The organism is Agreia sp. Leaf244, assembly GCF_001422695.1.
Taxonomy (GTDB): domain Bacteria; phylum Actinomycetota; class Actinomycetes; order Actinomycetales; family Microbacteriaceae; genus Agreia.
Genome location: NZ_LMLX01000003.1, coordinates 268577 through 283833, shown reverse-complemented (window position 1 = coordinate 283833; position 15257 = coordinate 268577). Strand labels below are relative to the sequence as shown.

General features: G+C 66.9%; 13 protein-coding genes. 3 read left to right on the top strand and 10 right to left on the bottom strand.

Features of this window, described 5'->3' with window-relative positions; genetic code table 11:
* Positions 1 to 50 precede the first annotated feature (50 nt).
* The 7 genes from ASF06_RS11355 to ASF06_RS11325 all read right to left on the bottom strand — a co-directional run bounded on the left by ASF06_RS11355 (position 51) and on the right by ASF06_RS11325 (position 7381).
* The gene (locus tag ASF06_RS11355; RefSeq protein WP_055946988.1) at positions 51 to 1052 is read right to left on the bottom strand and encodes a glutamate ABC transporter substrate-binding protein; all 1002 of its coding nucleotides are present in this window, start codon (positions 1050 to 1052) and stop codon (positions 51 to 53) included.
* The gene (locus ASF06_RS11350; protein WP_055946986.1) at positions 1049 to 2389 is read right to left on the bottom strand and encodes a hypothetical protein; all 1341 of its coding nucleotides are present in this window, start codon (positions 2387 to 2389) and stop codon (positions 1049 to 1051) included. Before ASF06_RS11350 ends, ASF06_RS11355 begins: the two co-directional genes overlap by 4 nt.
* On the bottom strand, positions 2386 to 3975 hold the full coding sequence (locus tag ASF06_RS11345; protein WP_055946984.1) for an AAA family ATPase: 1590 nt from the start codon (positions 3973 to 3975) through the stop codon (positions 2386 to 2388). The genes ASF06_RS11350 and ASF06_RS11345 overlap by 4 nt, the downstream gene beginning before the upstream one ends.
* An 11-nt stretch (positions 3976 to 3986) precedes the next feature.
* Complete coding sequence (locus ASF06_RS11340) at positions 3987 to 4505, bottom strand: hypothetical protein (protein ID WP_055931232.1); 519 nt, start codon at positions 4503 to 4505, stop codon at positions 3987 to 3989.
* A gap of 25 nt (positions 4506 to 4530) precedes the next feature.
* Positions 4531 to 5742: a toxic anion resistance protein gene (locus tag ASF06_RS11335; protein ID WP_055946982.1), complete on the bottom strand. Its 1212-nt coding sequence runs from the start codon at positions 5740 to 5742 to the stop codon at positions 4531 to 4533.
* 87 nt (positions 5743 to 5829) lie between these two features.
* Positions 5830 to 6807, bottom strand: a complete 978-nt coding sequence (gene corA, locus ASF06_RS11330; RefSeq protein ID WP_055946979.1) for a magnesium/cobalt transporter CorA — start codon at positions 6805 to 6807, stop codon at positions 5830 to 5832.
* 40 nt (positions 6808 to 6847) lie between these two features.
* Complete coding sequence (locus ASF06_RS11325; protein ID WP_082500883.1) at positions 6848 to 7381, bottom strand: DUF3515 family protein; 534 nt, start codon at positions 7379 to 7381, stop codon at positions 6848 to 6850.
* Between the two features lie 77 nt (positions 7382 to 7458).
* Here ASF06_RS11325 and ASF06_RS11320 point away from each other — a divergent pair, with 77 nt between their 5' ends.
* Complete coding sequence (locus tag ASF06_RS11320; RefSeq protein ID WP_055947264.1) at positions 7459 to 8508, top strand: thiamine-phosphate kinase; 1050 nt, start codon at positions 7459 to 7461, stop codon at positions 8506 to 8508.
* Positions 8509 to 8954: 446 nt separating this feature from the next.
* Here ASF06_RS11320 and rsmD read toward each other — a convergent pair whose 3' ends face one another.
* On the bottom strand, positions 8955 to 9524 hold the full coding sequence (gene rsmD, locus ASF06_RS11315; protein ID WP_055946973.1) for a 16S rRNA (guanine(966)-N(2))-methyltransferase RsmD: 570 nt from the start codon (positions 9522 to 9524) through the stop codon (positions 8955 to 8957).
* Positions 9525 to 9568: 44 nt separating this feature from the next.
* On the opposite strand from rsmD, the gene ASF06_RS11310 reads away from it, so the two are divergent.
* Positions 9569 to 11779, top strand: coding sequence for an ATP-dependent DNA helicase RecG (locus ASF06_RS11310; RefSeq protein ID WP_055946970.1), 2211 nt, complete (start codon positions 9569 to 9571; stop codon positions 11777 to 11779).
* Positions 11780 to 11879: 100 nt separating this feature from the next.
* Here ASF06_RS11310 and ASF06_RS11305 read toward each other — a convergent pair whose 3' ends face one another.
* The gene (locus tag ASF06_RS11305; protein WP_055946968.1) at positions 11880 to 13049 is read right to left on the bottom strand and encodes a hypothetical protein; all 1170 of its coding nucleotides are present in this window, start codon (positions 13047 to 13049) and stop codon (positions 11880 to 11882) included.
* Positions 13050 to 13873: 824 nt separating this feature from the next.
* Between ASF06_RS11305 and ASF06_RS11300 the strand changes: the two genes are divergently transcribed.
* On the top strand, positions 13874 to 14074 hold the full coding sequence (locus ASF06_RS11300; RefSeq protein ID WP_055946966.1) for a hypothetical protein: 201 nt from the start codon (positions 13874 to 13876) through the stop codon (positions 14072 to 14074).
* A 374-nt stretch (positions 14075 to 14448) separates the two neighbouring features.
* On the opposite strand, the gene ASF06_RS11290 is transcribed toward ASF06_RS11300, so the two are convergent.
* Positions 14449 to 15207 carry a hypothetical protein gene (locus tag ASF06_RS11290; protein ID WP_055946962.1) on the bottom strand — a complete coding sequence of 253 codons (759 nt, stop codon included), beginning with the start codon at positions 15205 to 15207 and terminating at the stop codon, positions 14449 to 14451.
* Positions 15208 to 15257: the final 50 nt, after the last annotated feature.

Below are 15257 nucleotides of genomic sequence, written 5' to 3'. Positions count from 1 at the left end.
TCCTCTCGGCTGCTCGTGGTGCGGGTGTGTCGGGTGCTGCGAGGCGTAGATCAGCGCCCGTAGACGGGAGCGGGCGGGGCCGGTGCCGGGCCGAGCACGCCGAGCCACTTGTCGTAGAGGCTCGTCCAGGTGCCGTCGCTGCGCATGCGGTCGAGCACGCCGTTCACGAACTGCACCAGGTCGACCTTGTCTTTCGGCATGCCGAGTCCGTAGGGCTCGTCGCTGAACGCGTCGCCGACGACCTTGGCGTACGGGTCCTGGTCCGCGAATCCGGCGAGAATCGTGTCGTCGCCCGTGATCGCATCCACCTTGCCCTGCTGGAACAGCACGAGGCACTCGGTGTGCGTTGCGGCCGACACAGCCTCGACGCCGGGGAACTCGTCTTCGAGGCGCGTGAGGGTCGTGGTGCTGGCCGGTGCACAGACCTTCTGGTCACCCTTGGTTTCGAGGGCTTCCATCGACGTGGCATCCGAGTCGCTGGCGACGAGCACCTTCTGGCCTGCACCGTAGTACTCGGTCGAGAACGCGATGGTCTCCCAGCGGGCGCAGTTGATGGTCATCGTGCGGGCGACGATGTCGACCTGCGTGTTGCCGGCGGCGTCGGGAGTGAGCACCTCGAGGCGCTGGGCAGAGGTGATGACCTTGAACTGCAGTTTGTTCGGGTCGCCGAAGATGGCGCGCGAGATCTCGTGCAGCACGTCGATGTCGAAGCCCTCGATCTGTCCGGTGAGGGGGTCGCGCGCACCCATGAGCAGGGTGTCGGCTGAGACACCCACGCGGAGGACACCGTTGTTCCTGATGGTCTCCATCGTGCTGCCCGAGGGAATCGAGTCCGGCGAGATCGGCGAGTACGAGGGCTGAACCTCGCCGGGCACGTTCTCGCAGGTCGAGGCGGGTGCCGGCGCGCTCGGCGTCGTCTCGGTGGGCGTCGGCGTGGGGGTGAGCCCCAGGTCGTCGCTGCCCGAGCGCGGAGAGCAGGCGGTGAGCGCCAACGTGCCCACGAGTGCGGCGATGAGCCCGATGCGAGCCGTGCGTGAACGGATGGCGCTCATCGGTACTCCTTGAGTCGAAGGGAGACGCCGCGCCAGGAGAGCACGGCGGCGACGAGGCCGGTCGCGAGGAAGATCCAGCCGAGCAGCGACGCGAGTGCGCCACCGCCGTCGAGGGCGTTCTGCGTGGCCGCGGAGCTCGACTCGATGTCGTCTTGGGCTGCCTCGCTGAAGGAGTCGAACGCAGCGTTGGCGCTGCCGGGCTCCTGATCGATCGCCAGCTTGACGGCCTCGTCCCAGTTGCCTTCGTCGTCTCTGTCGCGAATCTCCTGGTGCTTCTCGACCCACGAGTCGAAGCCGTTGCCGAGGTCGTCGCTGATGAGGTAGTTCTTGCCGCTCGAGTCGAGTCGAGCCTGCGCGTCGGCGACGGCGGTCTGAACCTGGGCCTCGAGCGTCTGACCCGAACCGCGCTTGATGAGCGTGAAGCTCTCGAGCGACTTGGCCTCGGTGGCCGAGGTGTAGGCCTGCGAGATGGCGAGGGTCTTGGCGTAGGAGTTCTGTCGGGCCTCGATCGCGGCACCGGCGGTATTCGAGAACGTGACCACGCCGATGATGCCGACCGCGAGCATGGCGACGGCAGCGATGAGCAACGGCCAGTTGAGGTAGCGGTGGGAACGGCGGGTGATCCAGAGGTGAACCCAGACGAGCGCGACCAGGGCCACCAGGGCGATGACGAGCCACACCAGAGACACGGTCGTCGCGGTGAAGCTGCCGGCGGCCCTGTCTGCGCTCGCCAGCACCAGCGCTTCGAGTTGAGGCAGCGTGCTGTCGTTCAGCAGCGCCGAGGCCTGCGAGAGATACGCGGCGCCGACGGGGAAGCCCTGGCGGTTGTTGGCCCGGGCCTGCTCGATGAGCCCGGTGTAGATCGCGACCTCGGAGTTGATCTGCGCGAAGTCGGTGTCGCCCGCCTTGTCGTCGGCAGCGAGGGTGGTGAGCGACTGGGTGGCGTCATCGATGGCCGCGTCGTATTCGGCGCGCTGGTCAGCGGGTTCGAGGCCGCCGACCAGGAACGCGTTGGCCGCGATCGCGTCGGCTCTCACCAGGTCATTGCGAACAGACTGGATGCCGATCAGCTGCGCGGCCTCGGCGCTCGCGTCGGCCGTGGCCCGGGCCTGCGACGAGCCGGTCTGGAACCCGGCCACGCCGAACGCGAGGCTGGCGAGCACCGAGAGGGCGAGCAGCAGACGGAGCGTGGCCGGTGTGGACCGGGTCTTCTTCGCGGGAGCGGGGGCGGATGGCGCGGCCTGCGGCTGCACGGCGTTCGCGGGCTGGGCCGTGGCGTTCGCCTGCGGAAAGGCCTGGGGAACCGGCGGCGGGGGCGCGGCTGCGGTCGTGCTCATTCGGTGTCCTTCGACGTGGTCGGTTCTGCGCGGTCGTCTGAGGGGGAATCGTCTGTCTGATCAGTCTGCGGCACATCGACGAGAATCGGGTCGACCTCAAACGTGCCGTCGGCATCCGGCGTACCGCCGTCGTTCGAGTCGTTGAGGTCTTCGGCGACCAGCAGCCGCAGGTCGTCGAGCGTCGGCTCGGCGACGTCGCGCAGCCTCCAGGCATGACGGGCGATGGCCTTGTCGAGCAGATTGCGGGCGTAGCGGCCGTTGCCGAAACCCTCGTCGCGGGGCTCGATCGAGACGATCTGCTCGAACCTCTCGAGAGCCTCCGGTGTGGCCTCGAAATCGGATGCCTCGGCAAGGCGCACGAAGATGTCGCGCAGCTCGGCGTCGCTGTAGTCCTGGAAGGTGATCGAGGTGGAGAAGCGGCTCGCGAGCCCGGGGTTCGTCTCCATGAAGCCCTTCATCGGCTCCGGGTAGCCGGCCACGATCACCACGAGGTCGTCGCGGTGATCCTCCATATCCTTGACGATGGTGGTGATCGCCTCGGCGCCGTACTGGTCGAGCGCCAGGCCGTAGGCCTCGTCGATGAAGAGCACCCCGCCGATCGCGCCGGCGATCACCTCGCTCGTCTTCGTGGCCGTCTGGCCGAGGTAGCCGCCCACCAGTTCGGAGCGGTCGACCTCGACGAGGTGGCCCTTCGACAGGATGCCGAGGGCCGCGTAGATGCCGGCGACAAGACGGGCGACGGTGGTCTTGCCCGTGCCGGGGTTGCCCAGGAATACGAGGTGCCGTGTGAGGGTGGGGGTCGTCAGACCGGCCGCCGTGCGCAGCTGATCGATGCGCAGCAGTTGGGTCTGCCTGTGGATCTCGCGCTTGACTCGGTCGAGACCGATTAAGCCGTCGAGCTCGGCGAGCAGCTCTTCGACCGTCTTCTTGGGCTTCTCCCGCTCGGCGGCCGCGGGTGGGGTCGAAGCCGGTGCCGGCTGCGTGGCCGTGGGGGATTTGTGGTCCGTCTCCGCAGGAGTGAGCCCTGCTCGACGGGCGAGCTCAGCCATGGTCGCGTCTCCGGGACGGGCGAAGTCGGGCTGCTCCGTAGTGAACTGCTCTGCCGTGTACGCGGAGGCAGAGGTCAGCGTCGTCGAGGGGAACAGCGTCGACTCCGTGCGCGAGATCGGCGGAAGGGAAGGAGCCTGGCGGGCGCCGGCCAGCTGCGCCGCCGCCGTGGCGGAGGCAGCTCCGAGCACACCGATCGACGGTTCGCCGAGTTCGCTGGCCGCGGCGATCACCGCGGTGAGCGCCTTGGCGTAGTCGCCCGCGTGCTGCGGCGACTCGCTGGCGAGGCTGCTCAGGAGATCGGTGGGGGAGGCACGCCATCGCCGCGCGCTCGAGGCGGCCTCGAAGAAGTCGTCGGCGCTTGCCGCGCCGGTCGCGTCGACCCACTGCAGCGAGGCGCCGATCGCCGACTCGGCGACGGCCGCGGAGATACGCACGCCTTCGTCTCGTGCCGCGGCGGCATCGAGGCCGGCGTTGCTGGCCGCAGCGACGAGGGCATCGAGGGCCTGGCGCAGTTCGGTCGAGTCCGCAGATGTCATGGTGTCTTCGCTCAGCTCAGGGGTTCGGACGGAAGGGTCAGGGAGGTCGACGTCTGGAACTTCTCGGCAAGGAATTGGCCGTGCGCGACGAGAGCCGCGGCGTCGGCGCGGGAGACGGCATCCGAGATCTTGTCGAGCGTGGCGCCCAGCAGGTCGAGCTGGTCGCAGAGCAGCATCAGCGAGGTCTTGCCTTTGTACACGGCACGCCGGTCGGCGAAATCGCGGGGCAACCGGAGGTATCCGCCGACCGCCTCGGGCAGGTAGCTCGTGGCGGTGGACACCACCGTGTGGGCCTGGGCGCTGCCGCCGCCGAGCTGGTCGAGTCGCGGAACCATCACGGCGACGGTGTTGGCGATGCGATTGATGCGCGCCGTCACGATAGGCGGAACCTTGCCCGCCGTGTCGGCCTGCACGTCGGCGATCGACGACAGGATGTCGGCGCTCGTAGGGGCCGGAGGCAGTTCGAACTCGTATTCGCGCTCAGCAGTTCGCCCCGTCACGGAGTCGCGGAGGTTCTGCCAGAAGCCCATTGCGTGTCGTGCTCGACCCGTCGACTCAGCGCTTGTCGAGGTCGAGCGTGCTCGCGACCTCGGTCGTCTCGCTGCGGCGCGCGCGCTCGATGTAGGGCTTGGCCTTCTCGGTCTCTGTCTCGAGAACTCCGATGGTCTGCGCCATGCTGTCGAGCGCCTGCACCTTGAACTCGGAGATCGAATCCATGGTCGCGTAGATGTTGGCGAACGCGGCCTGCAGCTGGGGGAGTCCGACCGTGGCGGACGCCGCCTGCGACTGGATGGAGGCGGACTGGTCGGCCAGCATCTTCGAGGTGGACTCGATCATGTTCGACGTCGTGGTGTTCAGCGCCGTGATCTGGTCGAGCACGAGCTTCTGGTTGGCCAGGGCCTGGGCCACGATCACGGCCGTACGGAGGGCCGAGACAGTGGTGGTGGTCGCGCGGTCGACGCCCTTGATGAGCTCGAGGTTGTTCTTGATGATCACGTCGATGGCCAGGTAGCCCTGGATCGAGACGGCCAGCTGCGTCAACAGGTCTTGGTGCTTCTGGCGTACGTAGAAGAGCACGTCTTCGCGCAGAGCCTTCGCCTTGTCGGGGTCGGTCGTGTCGAACTCGGCGATCTTGGCTGACAGCTTCACATCGAGGCGCTCGGCCACGTAGATGTACTCGTTCAGCCGCTGCATGGTCTCCCACAGATGCTGCTTCTCGAGGTTGAGCGCGGCGTTGTCTTTGCGCAGTTCGTCTTGACCGTCGTAGAGCGCCTTGATGATGGCGTTCAGGTGCGACTGGGCGCTCTCGTACTTGCGGAAGTAGTCGGCGATCTTGCGACCGAAGGGGATGAAGCCGAGGATCTTGCGCTCGACGCTCTGCTCGCTGGGGTCGAGGTCTTCGACGGTTCGACGCAGCTCGAGAAGAGTGGAGCCGATCTTGGAGCTCTCGGACAGGCCGCCCGACTGCAGGGCCTTCACCGGCGTGGCGAGGAGTCTGTTCGACGAGTCGGCCGCACGGCGGATGTCGACGTCTCCCATGGTGCGCACGTCGTTGGCCTTCGCGGCGAAGGCAGGAGAGCGGGTGTCTGTGGTGACGAGCGTGTCGAGGTACGTGTCGACCTTCGCGTCGAGCCCGGGCAGTGCGGCCGGATCGACCTTGGGCGCCATGGCGGGAGCCGAGGTTGCCGCGACGGGCGCGATGGGCTCGGGTGCGGTCAGCGTCAGAACGCTGTCGGACGGGGCCTGCAGGGGAGCGGCGTCGGTCATGGTGTCCTCACAACGGGGGCGGAGCCTTCAGAGTTCAAAGGAATCGTTTCACTATATCGTTTCGGCTTGGAGCGCCCGAGGGAGAGCTCAGAGCCAGCGCTTGGCGCGGAACACCGTATAGAGGATGCCGCCCATGACGATCATCGCCAGGACGGCGAGGGGGTAGCCGAACGCCCAGTGCAGCTCGGGCATGTTGTCGAAATTCATGCCGTAGATGGTACCGACGAGCGTGGGAGCGAACAGGATGGCGGCCCACGACGAGATCTTCTTGACCTGGTCGTTCTGCAGCTGGCCGACGAGGGCGAGATGCGTGCTCAAGGCGTTCTCGAGGAGCGATCGATAGGAGTCGACCCGGTCGACGATGCGGTGCGTGTGGTCGAGCACATCGCGGAATCCGCGTGCCAGTTCGATATCGATCTCGTGCTCTTCGGCGTCGTGTTTCAGATCGCCGACCAGGTCGACGAGAGGATGCGTCGCGCGCTGGAACATCATCACCTCACGGGAGAGTTCGTAGATGCGACGGGAGAGCGAGCCCGTGCGGCCGTCGAAGAGCTCGTCTTCGATCTCATCGACGTCGTTCTCCACACCGGAGGCCACCGGTGCGTAGTCGTCGACCACGCGGTCGAGGATCGCGTAGAGCACCGACTGCGGCCCGCGCGAAAGCAGCTCCGGTGACGCCTCGAGGCGGGCGCGCACGGCGGTGAGGTCGCAGTGATTCGTGCGGCGCACGGTGACGACGAAGTTGGTCCCGACGAAGAGGTGCACCTCGCCGAAATCGACCTTCTCGACGTCGTCGCGGTAGTGGGCGGGCCTCAGCACAACGAACCAGGTAGAGCCGTAGCGCTCGAGTTTGGCGCGCTGGTGCCCGTTCAGGGCGTCTTCGACGGCAAGGGGATGCAGCTCGAATTCGTCGGCTACGGCCTGCAGCTCGGCCGAGTCGGGCTGGTCGAGGTCGATCCAGGCGAAACCGTTGCGCTCGGTGAGCAGCTCGAAGGTCTCGTCGAGAGTCTTGGGGTTGTCGGTGCGAACACCATCGACGTAGATGGCGTTGTCGATCACGGTCATGCGGTGCTCTTGTCTGTGGTGTGTCAGCGTCTGAGGTGTGTCAGCCGGCCGACGGAGCGTCGGTCGGAATATCGAGCGTGTCCTCTGCCCCGAGGCACTTGTTCGTCTGCGGGATCTTGGAGATCGCCGGCCCGAGGTCGACGAGGGTCGACGTGCCCGAGACGACGTCGTAGTCGATGATCACCTCGGTGGTGGGAACCCGGCCGTAGGTGACGAACCGGTAGTTCGGCGCTTTCGAATCGTCGACCACCCAATCGATGCCGTTCACGTTGAGACATTCCTCCGTGGTCGGCCCCTGAGGCGCAATGCCGCAGCGCAGCAGGATGCTCGCGGGCGAGCCCCACGCGGCCGTCGCCTGGGCATCGGTCTGCCGTATGTCTTGATTGTCGGCGTCGCTCGGCAGCACGAGCGGCAGGCTCACGATGATGTCGGCGCAGGCCGGGTCGGCCGCGGACTCGGCGGGCTCGAGCGACACGGTCTGGGCGCAGGCGCTGAGGCCGACGATCATGAGGCCGGCTGCGAGAACAGCTGCTGTGCGGGTGGCGAGCCGGCGTGAAAGAGGTGGTCGAGACATCCCCCACAGGCTACCGTTCAACGGTGACAGAAACCTTCGAGCAGCCCTTCGCTGAGCAGCCCTCGCGCCCGCATCCCCTGTCGGAGCACGGAGAGACCGTTGCCGGGCTCGGAGAGCGCGAGACGCTGCGCCGGATCGTGCGTCGCCTGCCCCGTGCGCGGGCCGAGCTGCTCGGCCCGGGTGACGATGCCGCCGTCGTGGCCGCATCCGACGGGCGCACCGTTCTCACCACCGACATGATGGTGCAGGGTCCCGACTTCCGCCTGGCCTGGTCGACGCCCTACGAGCTCGGCTGGAAGGCCGCGGTCTCCAACCTCGCCGACGTCGCGGCGATGGGAGCCGTGCCGACCGCGCTGCTCGTGGCGCTCGCGGCTCCGCAGGAGACCCCCGTCGCCACGCTCGAGCTGTTCGCCGACGGAATGCGCGATGCGTGCGCCGAGCTCGCCCCGGGCTGCGGAGTCGTCGGCGGCGACCTGTCGACATCGGCCGCGCTGACCATCGCGGTGACCGCGATCGGAGACTTGCAGCAGCGCAACCCCGTGCTGCGCTCCGGCGCATTGGTGGGCGACGACCTCGCCGTCGCCGGGTCGCTGGGGCTGGCCGGTGCCGGCGTCTGGCTCCTGTACAGAGACGGCTCCACCGACTCGGATGCCGAGGGCGGGCGGGAACCCGATGCGCGACGGGCCCGCGCGGTGCGGCACGAGCATCCGGCTTTGGTGCGCGAACAGGTCGCGCCTCGCTCGCCGATCGGGCTGGGTGTCGTCGCATCCGAAGCCGGTGCGACCGCGATGCTGGATGTCTCGGACGGGCTCGTGCTCGACGCGTCACGCATCGCAGATGCGAGCGGCGTGACGATCGAGCTGCATGCCGACGCCATCGACGGGGAGGCGGCCGCGCTCGTCGCGATCGACCCGGTCGTCGGGCGTCGCGCCGCGGACTTCGTACTCGCCGGGGGAGAAGACCACGCGCTGCTGGCCACGTTCCCCGCGGGCGGGGCGCCGGAGGGGTTCCGCGTGATCGGAGCGGTGAGGGCTCGCGGTGCGCACTCCGTGACCGTGGGAGGCGCGGCCTACGAGCGCCCGGGCGGATGGGACCCCTACGCCGACTGGGACGGCGCCGCCGGCTGACCTGTTCTCCCGTGCCCGTGATCGACTCGCCGCATAAGCACCTTCCGGTGGCTCGAGTCGCCTCAAAAGCACCTAAGCGCCCGCCGGACGGTGCCTCTGCGACGAGTCGATAACGACGCGGAGCCCTGCGCCGGCGGACACATCGCGTGCCGCGTTCGTGGCAGACGATGTTGCGCTGATCGAGCTCGAATCGTATGGGCCGATCACCGTGATCGGCCAGTCGATGGGAGCCCATACAGTAATGCTCGTCGCGGCGTCGTCCCGACGCTCGCCGCGTTTGCAGAGAACGGAATGGTGACGGAGGACGTCAAAGCGGAGTTCGTGCGTCGAGGCCGAAACGTGCAACGCCAACTGAGGACAGAGGCGCCACGCAGTAACCGTGTGCCCAGCGATGGCGCGGGTGCAGCGTTGGGGGTGTCGAGGTGTGTCCTCAGTTAGCCCCGAACTCAGGCGAGGGAGATCCACCACAGGGTCGTCTCGCCGTAGTCCTTGCGGCGGTCGAGTTCGAGTGCCGGCGGCAGTACGGGCTGCGGAGAGCGGGCACTGCGCTCCACGACCACGACGGCGTCGGGTGACAACTGGCCGACCAGCGCCTCGAGATTCTGCGCGAGCTCGTCGTCGCTCAGCTCATAGGGCGGGTCGATGAAGACGATGTCGACGATGCCGCGATCCGGAGAAGCGCCGAGGTAGCTCGACACCGAGCTCGCCTGCACGTCGATGCGGGGAGCCGGTTTCGGAGCGCCCTGCTGCAGCAGCCGCGCGTTCTCCCGACACACCTTCGCCGCCGCCGGATTCTTCTCCACGAGCACGACCGTCGCGGCGCCGCGGCTCGCGGCCTCGAGCCCGAGCGCGCCCGATCCGGCATACAGGTCGAGCACCGTCGATCCGGGCAGGACGTCGCGCGCCTCGAGGGCCGAGAACACCGCCTCGCGCACTCGATCGCTCGTCGGCCGTGTGCCCGTCTTGGGCACCGAAATGCGCCGGGAACCTGCGTAACCGGAGATGATGCGCGTCATGCCTGCATGCTATCCGTGTCGGCGGGCGCACTTAGAATCGCCGTATGACCGCGTCGGCCCCTGTCTCGCCACCCGGCGACAGCATCCTCGACGCCAAGCTCACCTCTGGCAGCCTCGGCGGCAAGACGGCGACGCCCCTGGCCAAGTCGCTGGGCATCGTCACCGTGGGTGATCTGCTCAGCCACTACCCCCGGCGCTACGTCAAGCGCGGCGAGCTCACGGCGCTCGACCAGCTGCCCCTCGGCGAGAACGTCACGATCGTGGCCGAGGTGCGCACCGTCAAGAAGCGCACCATGAAGTCGCGCAACGGGTCGATCCTCGAGGTCAGCATCTCCGACGGCCAGGGGTTCCTCACCCTCACCTTCTTCAACCAGGCGTGGCGCGAGGCCCAGCTGCCCGTCGGCGCTCGCGGCATCTTCACCGGCAAGGTGTCCGACTACCGGGGCGCACTGCAGCTCGCGCACCCCGACTACGAGATGTTCGACGACATCCAGCTCAAAGACGGTGCGGCTGCCACATCGAAATGGCTCGAGCAGCCGATTCCCATCTATCCCGCGAGCTCCGCCATCGCGAGCTGGCAGATCGCGAAGACGGTCGAGCTCATCCTCGACGGCCTCGGCGACATCCCCGACCCGGTGCCGGCCGACGTGGCCCATGAGCGGGGCCTCCTCTCCTACAGGCAGGCGCTCGAACTGGTGCATCGTCCCACCAAGACCGGCGACTGGCAGCGGGCGCGCGACGCCCTGCGCTTTCACGAGGCGTTCGTGCTGCAGGCCGCGCTGCTCGAACAGCGCCGCCTCGCCCACCAGCACGAGGCCATTCCGCGGGTGCCCAAACCCGGCGGCTACCTCGAGAGGTTCGACAAGCAGCTGGCCTTCACCCTCACGGGCGACCAGCAGCTGGTGGGCCGCGAGATCGCCGACGACATGGCGCGGCACGAACCCATGAACCGCCTCGTTCAGGGCGAGGTCGGCTCGGGAAAGACCATCGTCGCGCTGCGGGCCATGCTGGCCACGGCCGACTCCGGAGGGCAGTCCGCGCTGCTCGCCCCCACCGAGGTGCTCGCCTCGCAGCACCTGCGCTCGATCGTGCGCTCGCTCGGCCCCGACCTCGCCGCCGAGCTCGTCCCCACGCTGCACACGGGTCAGATGCCCACGGCCGACCGCCGCAAGGCGCTGCTGCGCATGGTCTCGGGGCAGGCGCGCATCGTCGTGGGCACGCACGCGCTGCTCGGCGACAAGGTCACGTTCTACGACCTCGGGCTGGTGGTCGTCGACGAACAGCACCGCTTCGGCGTCGACCAGCGCGACGACCTGCGCCGCAAGGGCGCCACCCCTCCTCACGTGCTCGTGCTCACGGCCACGCCGATTCCTCGCACAGTCGCGATGACGGTCTTCGGCGACCTCGACGTGTCGACCATCGCCGAACTCCCGGCCGGGCGCCAAGGCATCGAGACCTTCGTGGTGCCGCTCGCCGAGAAGCCCACCTGGAGCGCGCGCATCTGGACCAGGATGGCCGAGGAGCTCGCGCTCGGCCGGCAGGCGTTCGTCGTCTGCCCCGCCATCGACGCGACCGCCACCGAAGACCCGGCGGGCGAAGAGCCCGTCGACGACGCGGCCGAGGCCGCGGGCCCGAGCCGACCCGTCGCATCCGTGGAGGCGATCACCGCCCTGGTCAAGGCCAGCCCGGCGCTCGCGGGCGCGCGGGTGGCGTCGCTGCACGGGCGCATGCCGAGCGACGAGAAAGAGGCCGTGATGCGCGCATTCGCCGACGGCGCGCTCGACATCATCGTCGCCACAACGGTGATCGAGGTCGGTGTCGACGTGCCGAACGCGTCGACCATGGTCGTGATGGATGCCGAACGGTTCGGCGTCTCGCAACTGCATCAGCTGCGGGGTCGCGTCGGGCGCGGGGGAGTGCCGGGGCTGTGCCTGCTCGTCACGAACGCGGAGCTCGAAAGTGTTGCCCGACAGCGGGTCGACGCCGTCGCATCCACGCTCGACGGATTCGAGCTCGCGCAGGTCGACCTCGAACTGCGCCGCGAGGGCAACGTGCTGGGCCGCGCCCAGTCGGGCGGCCGATCGAGCCTGCGGCTGCTTCGCGTCACGAGCGACGGCGACCTCATCCTCGACGCACGCATGGCCGCGTCGCTCATCATCGACGACGACCCCGGCTTCGTGCAGCACCCGGCGATTCGCGAGGCGCTCGACAGGCGGCTGCGCGAGGTCGAGGCGGAGTTCCTCGTCAAGAGCTGAGTGTGTGCCGGCGATGATCTTGGTATCAGATCACAGTCACGGGCACTGCACGGTGGAGGTTTCGCCGTCGATCGAGCGTGAGATCCGCGAAGCTCGTGAGTCAGTCGGCTTGCCAGCGGTGACCTTGAGGCCACTCGTCTGCCAACCCGAGCAGTGACCGAGCTTCGAGCGCTTGGCTCTTATCGGTGTTCTGGCCGTTCCACTCGCGAATAACTCCGGGGAACATTGGAATGCTCGACAGTGGGTATAGCGGGTCGGGGTGGAGCCATAGCGCTACGGCGGCACGGGTCGGGTCGTGGAGTTGCAGTTGATCGACGATCAAGACCGCCGACACCCGGCGATTCTTCCAAGCTCGCGGTGATCCGAAGTAGCCGTCAGGATTGCGGACGCCGTGCGTCGTGATCTCCTCACCTGGGCCGAGTCCGTCTAGCATCCACGACACTGAGCCGTAGAGGGCGTTGAACACATCTTCGTCGTCATCGAATGAATTGGTGCCGACCGCGATCACGAATGGTGCATCGAGGTCGCCGTACCTGCGCGCCTTGGACTCGAGGGCACTGACGAGCTTCGCCCCATCGTCGATGAACTCAGCCTCGGAGTGGGCGTAGATTCCGATGGAGCGCCTGGCTTTGCCACGCCTGTCTTTGCGGATCGGCATTGCTTTGACTGTCACGCTCCAGCCGTCTTGTTCGAAGGTGCGGGCGGGCAAGTCCTCCGCATCGACCGTGTCAGGGTCGAGTCCGTCGAGCCAACCTCGGATACCCTGCCTAAAGCTTGCAGCGGGCGCGCTGTTCTTGGCCTGCACGACGGAGGTCGTCATTAAGAAGAAGTTGTCATCACCGACCTGATCTAGTGCTGCCAGCAGATCATTCATCCGGGCAGCCCTGGATCGCTCTGACTTCGACGTCCCGGGAGCGATTGCTTCAATGTAGGTGTGTGTACCGGCTCGCTTTGCGAGGAAGTCCGGGTGACGTGTCGAACGCGGAAGCTCGGGGTGGACGGTGACCTCGAAGCCTCCCCGGATCAGGCATTCGTGCAAGTACAGCTCCAAGAATGCGCTCCGCGCCTGCGCGTTGTCCGAGCGTAAAGCTGCTCGCATGTCTGCGTACTCCCGGTCGCTGAGGCGGTCGGCCCACTCTTGATGAAGCGCGCGGCTGTGTCTCCACAGCGAGCCACCCGCGCGGTTGAAGAATGCAAATGAGGTCTCGCCGTTGCGCTGTGGGCTGAAGTCCGTCCGGTCGCGATCGTCGTATATGGGGGCGCGACTCATGGGATGAGTCTGGCGGTCTACCTCGGCTGCATGCGGACAACACTCCGAAAATGCTTTCGCCGTGCCGCTTCCAGGTAGTCCGGCATGATCCGAATCATGCCGACTCGACATGAAGGGATCATCGACACAGATCAGAATGGGGCACCGTGAGGGCCCTTTTCCGCTCTATCGGAGGGACGCGGGCCTGGCCTCATGAATGAAACTGAGGAGCCCCGATGGGCGACCGGTCTTACGGGCGCCGCCCGCTCTGCGCTCTAGATCGCCATCCCGAGTTCGGAGGGCATCGCTAGTCTGTGTTCTTTGCGCACACGACCCCATCTCGCTATCGGTACGACGGTCATGACGGCCATGCTCGTCTGTGGTTGTGCATCAGGAAGCGGTGGCGGTGAACCGGTGGGCGCGAGTGATTCCTGCGTCCCCCGGATGACGGTCTCGCGGATCACGGCGACACCCGCCGGGTCAATCACGCTCATGTCGGAGGACGTCTGCGACGTCGCCGTCCCTGCGGATGGCTGGCAGGTGGGAGCGGGGGAGCGCCGGCGAGGGTAAGCCCTTGGTCACGGTCCGTGCGACCGAGAGAGTCTCGACGGCTCGTTCGAAGTGTCCCTCACCCGTTCCGCAGACTTCCCCAAGGGCAAGGCATACGCGGGCATCGACAATTGGGACTACTCCACGTGCGCGGACACGGCCAGCTGCGCTGCCCCGACAAGCTCCTTCAAGGTAAGTGGTTAGGCGAGATCGGCCGCCGTTCGTTGTGAGCAGGGGCATCTGGTCCATCACCAAGACTCCGGGTGGATTGAGGGGACGCGGCATAGGTTTATCAGATGGACGACGAGGTGCGGGAACAGAGACAGGCCGATCGGATTTCGCCGTTGTCGACGAGCGACCTGCCGCCATTTATCACCTGCACGACCCAATACAGGCCTGACGTCACGTCGACAGAGGGATGGGTGAGAGACCGAGTCGAGGTGGAGCGGATCGACGGCCTGGGCTGGCCGGTGCATCCGACGCTGATGCGGCGATGAACCTGTCGGTCTCGTTTGTCGGCGATGCGCCGGACGGGCATGTAGTACATGTCAACGTCGCCGGGGCGGATGGAGCGCCTCTCTTCAGTGCGCTGTATCAGTATGGCGATGGGGGCGGGTTGCGACACAAGTTCGTCGGCGGGCACGGTTTCACCGGGTTGCACTACGTCTACCACGGCGGGGCAATGCTTCAGTTTTGGTGCGAGGCAGTCTGAATCAGGCAGACAGTCCGTGCCCGTTAGTCGATCATCGAACGGACTCTATCCGGTCGACGGGCGTCGCGCGTCGGACTGGTCGCCGTCGGCTCCGAATCTCGCGCGGTCTTCACGTTTCATGTCGCGGGACCTGCGCAATCGATCGGTATGTCGTAGCACTTACGACGTGAATTGGTCCATCGCCATTTCGTTCAAGCCGTCGCACGGTCCGAGGTCGACGTCACAGTGAAGCGCGCCTCGGTCGGCGAGAGCGCGGAAGCGAGGATCGTCCCCCTCATCGCCATAGTCCTGTGTTAGTTCGGTGATGCGCGCCTGCGGGTAGCGGGGGCGGGCGACAAACGAGGTCTCGTGCATGACCGCGTTCACGGTCCGTGCCTGCGCCACTACCAAATAGGAACTACCAACGACATGCTCGCACTCAGGTGCTTCGCAGATGGAGCAGTGCCCGTCGAGGTGCTTGGCCACCTGGCGATAGGGCTCCCCCATCACGTGATCGCAGTCCTCGACCATCCGCCCGCAGATGGAGCAAGCGAACTCTGCGACCATCCCGACCGAGGTCCCCATTCGAATGTGCGACACGTTCACCGGGCACGCCGTCCAGTACTCGTCATCGCGCACGACGATCGGGCAGCCAAGAAGCCCCCGCTGAACAAACGACGCTTGGTGGATCGCGACATGGGCGTCTTCTCGAAGCTCGTGATCCTCAAGGAAATTAAGGGCCGCGGTTGCCGACGCAACCGCCTTCCGGACGTGCGGTTCCACCTTCTCCAATAGCGCCGCGTCGACTGACGGCAAGAACTCCGCCCATTCGTCGCGCTTTTTTACCTGAATCGCGCGCCGCACGCCTTCGTCCGCTTGGACCAGCTTGAAGTCGATCACCGGCATCAGCAAGGCGTTCTCGTCGAAGGCCGCTGTCACGCGTTCGAACTCGGTTTCGAACTCCCTTAGTGACTCCTGTCCATGATGCG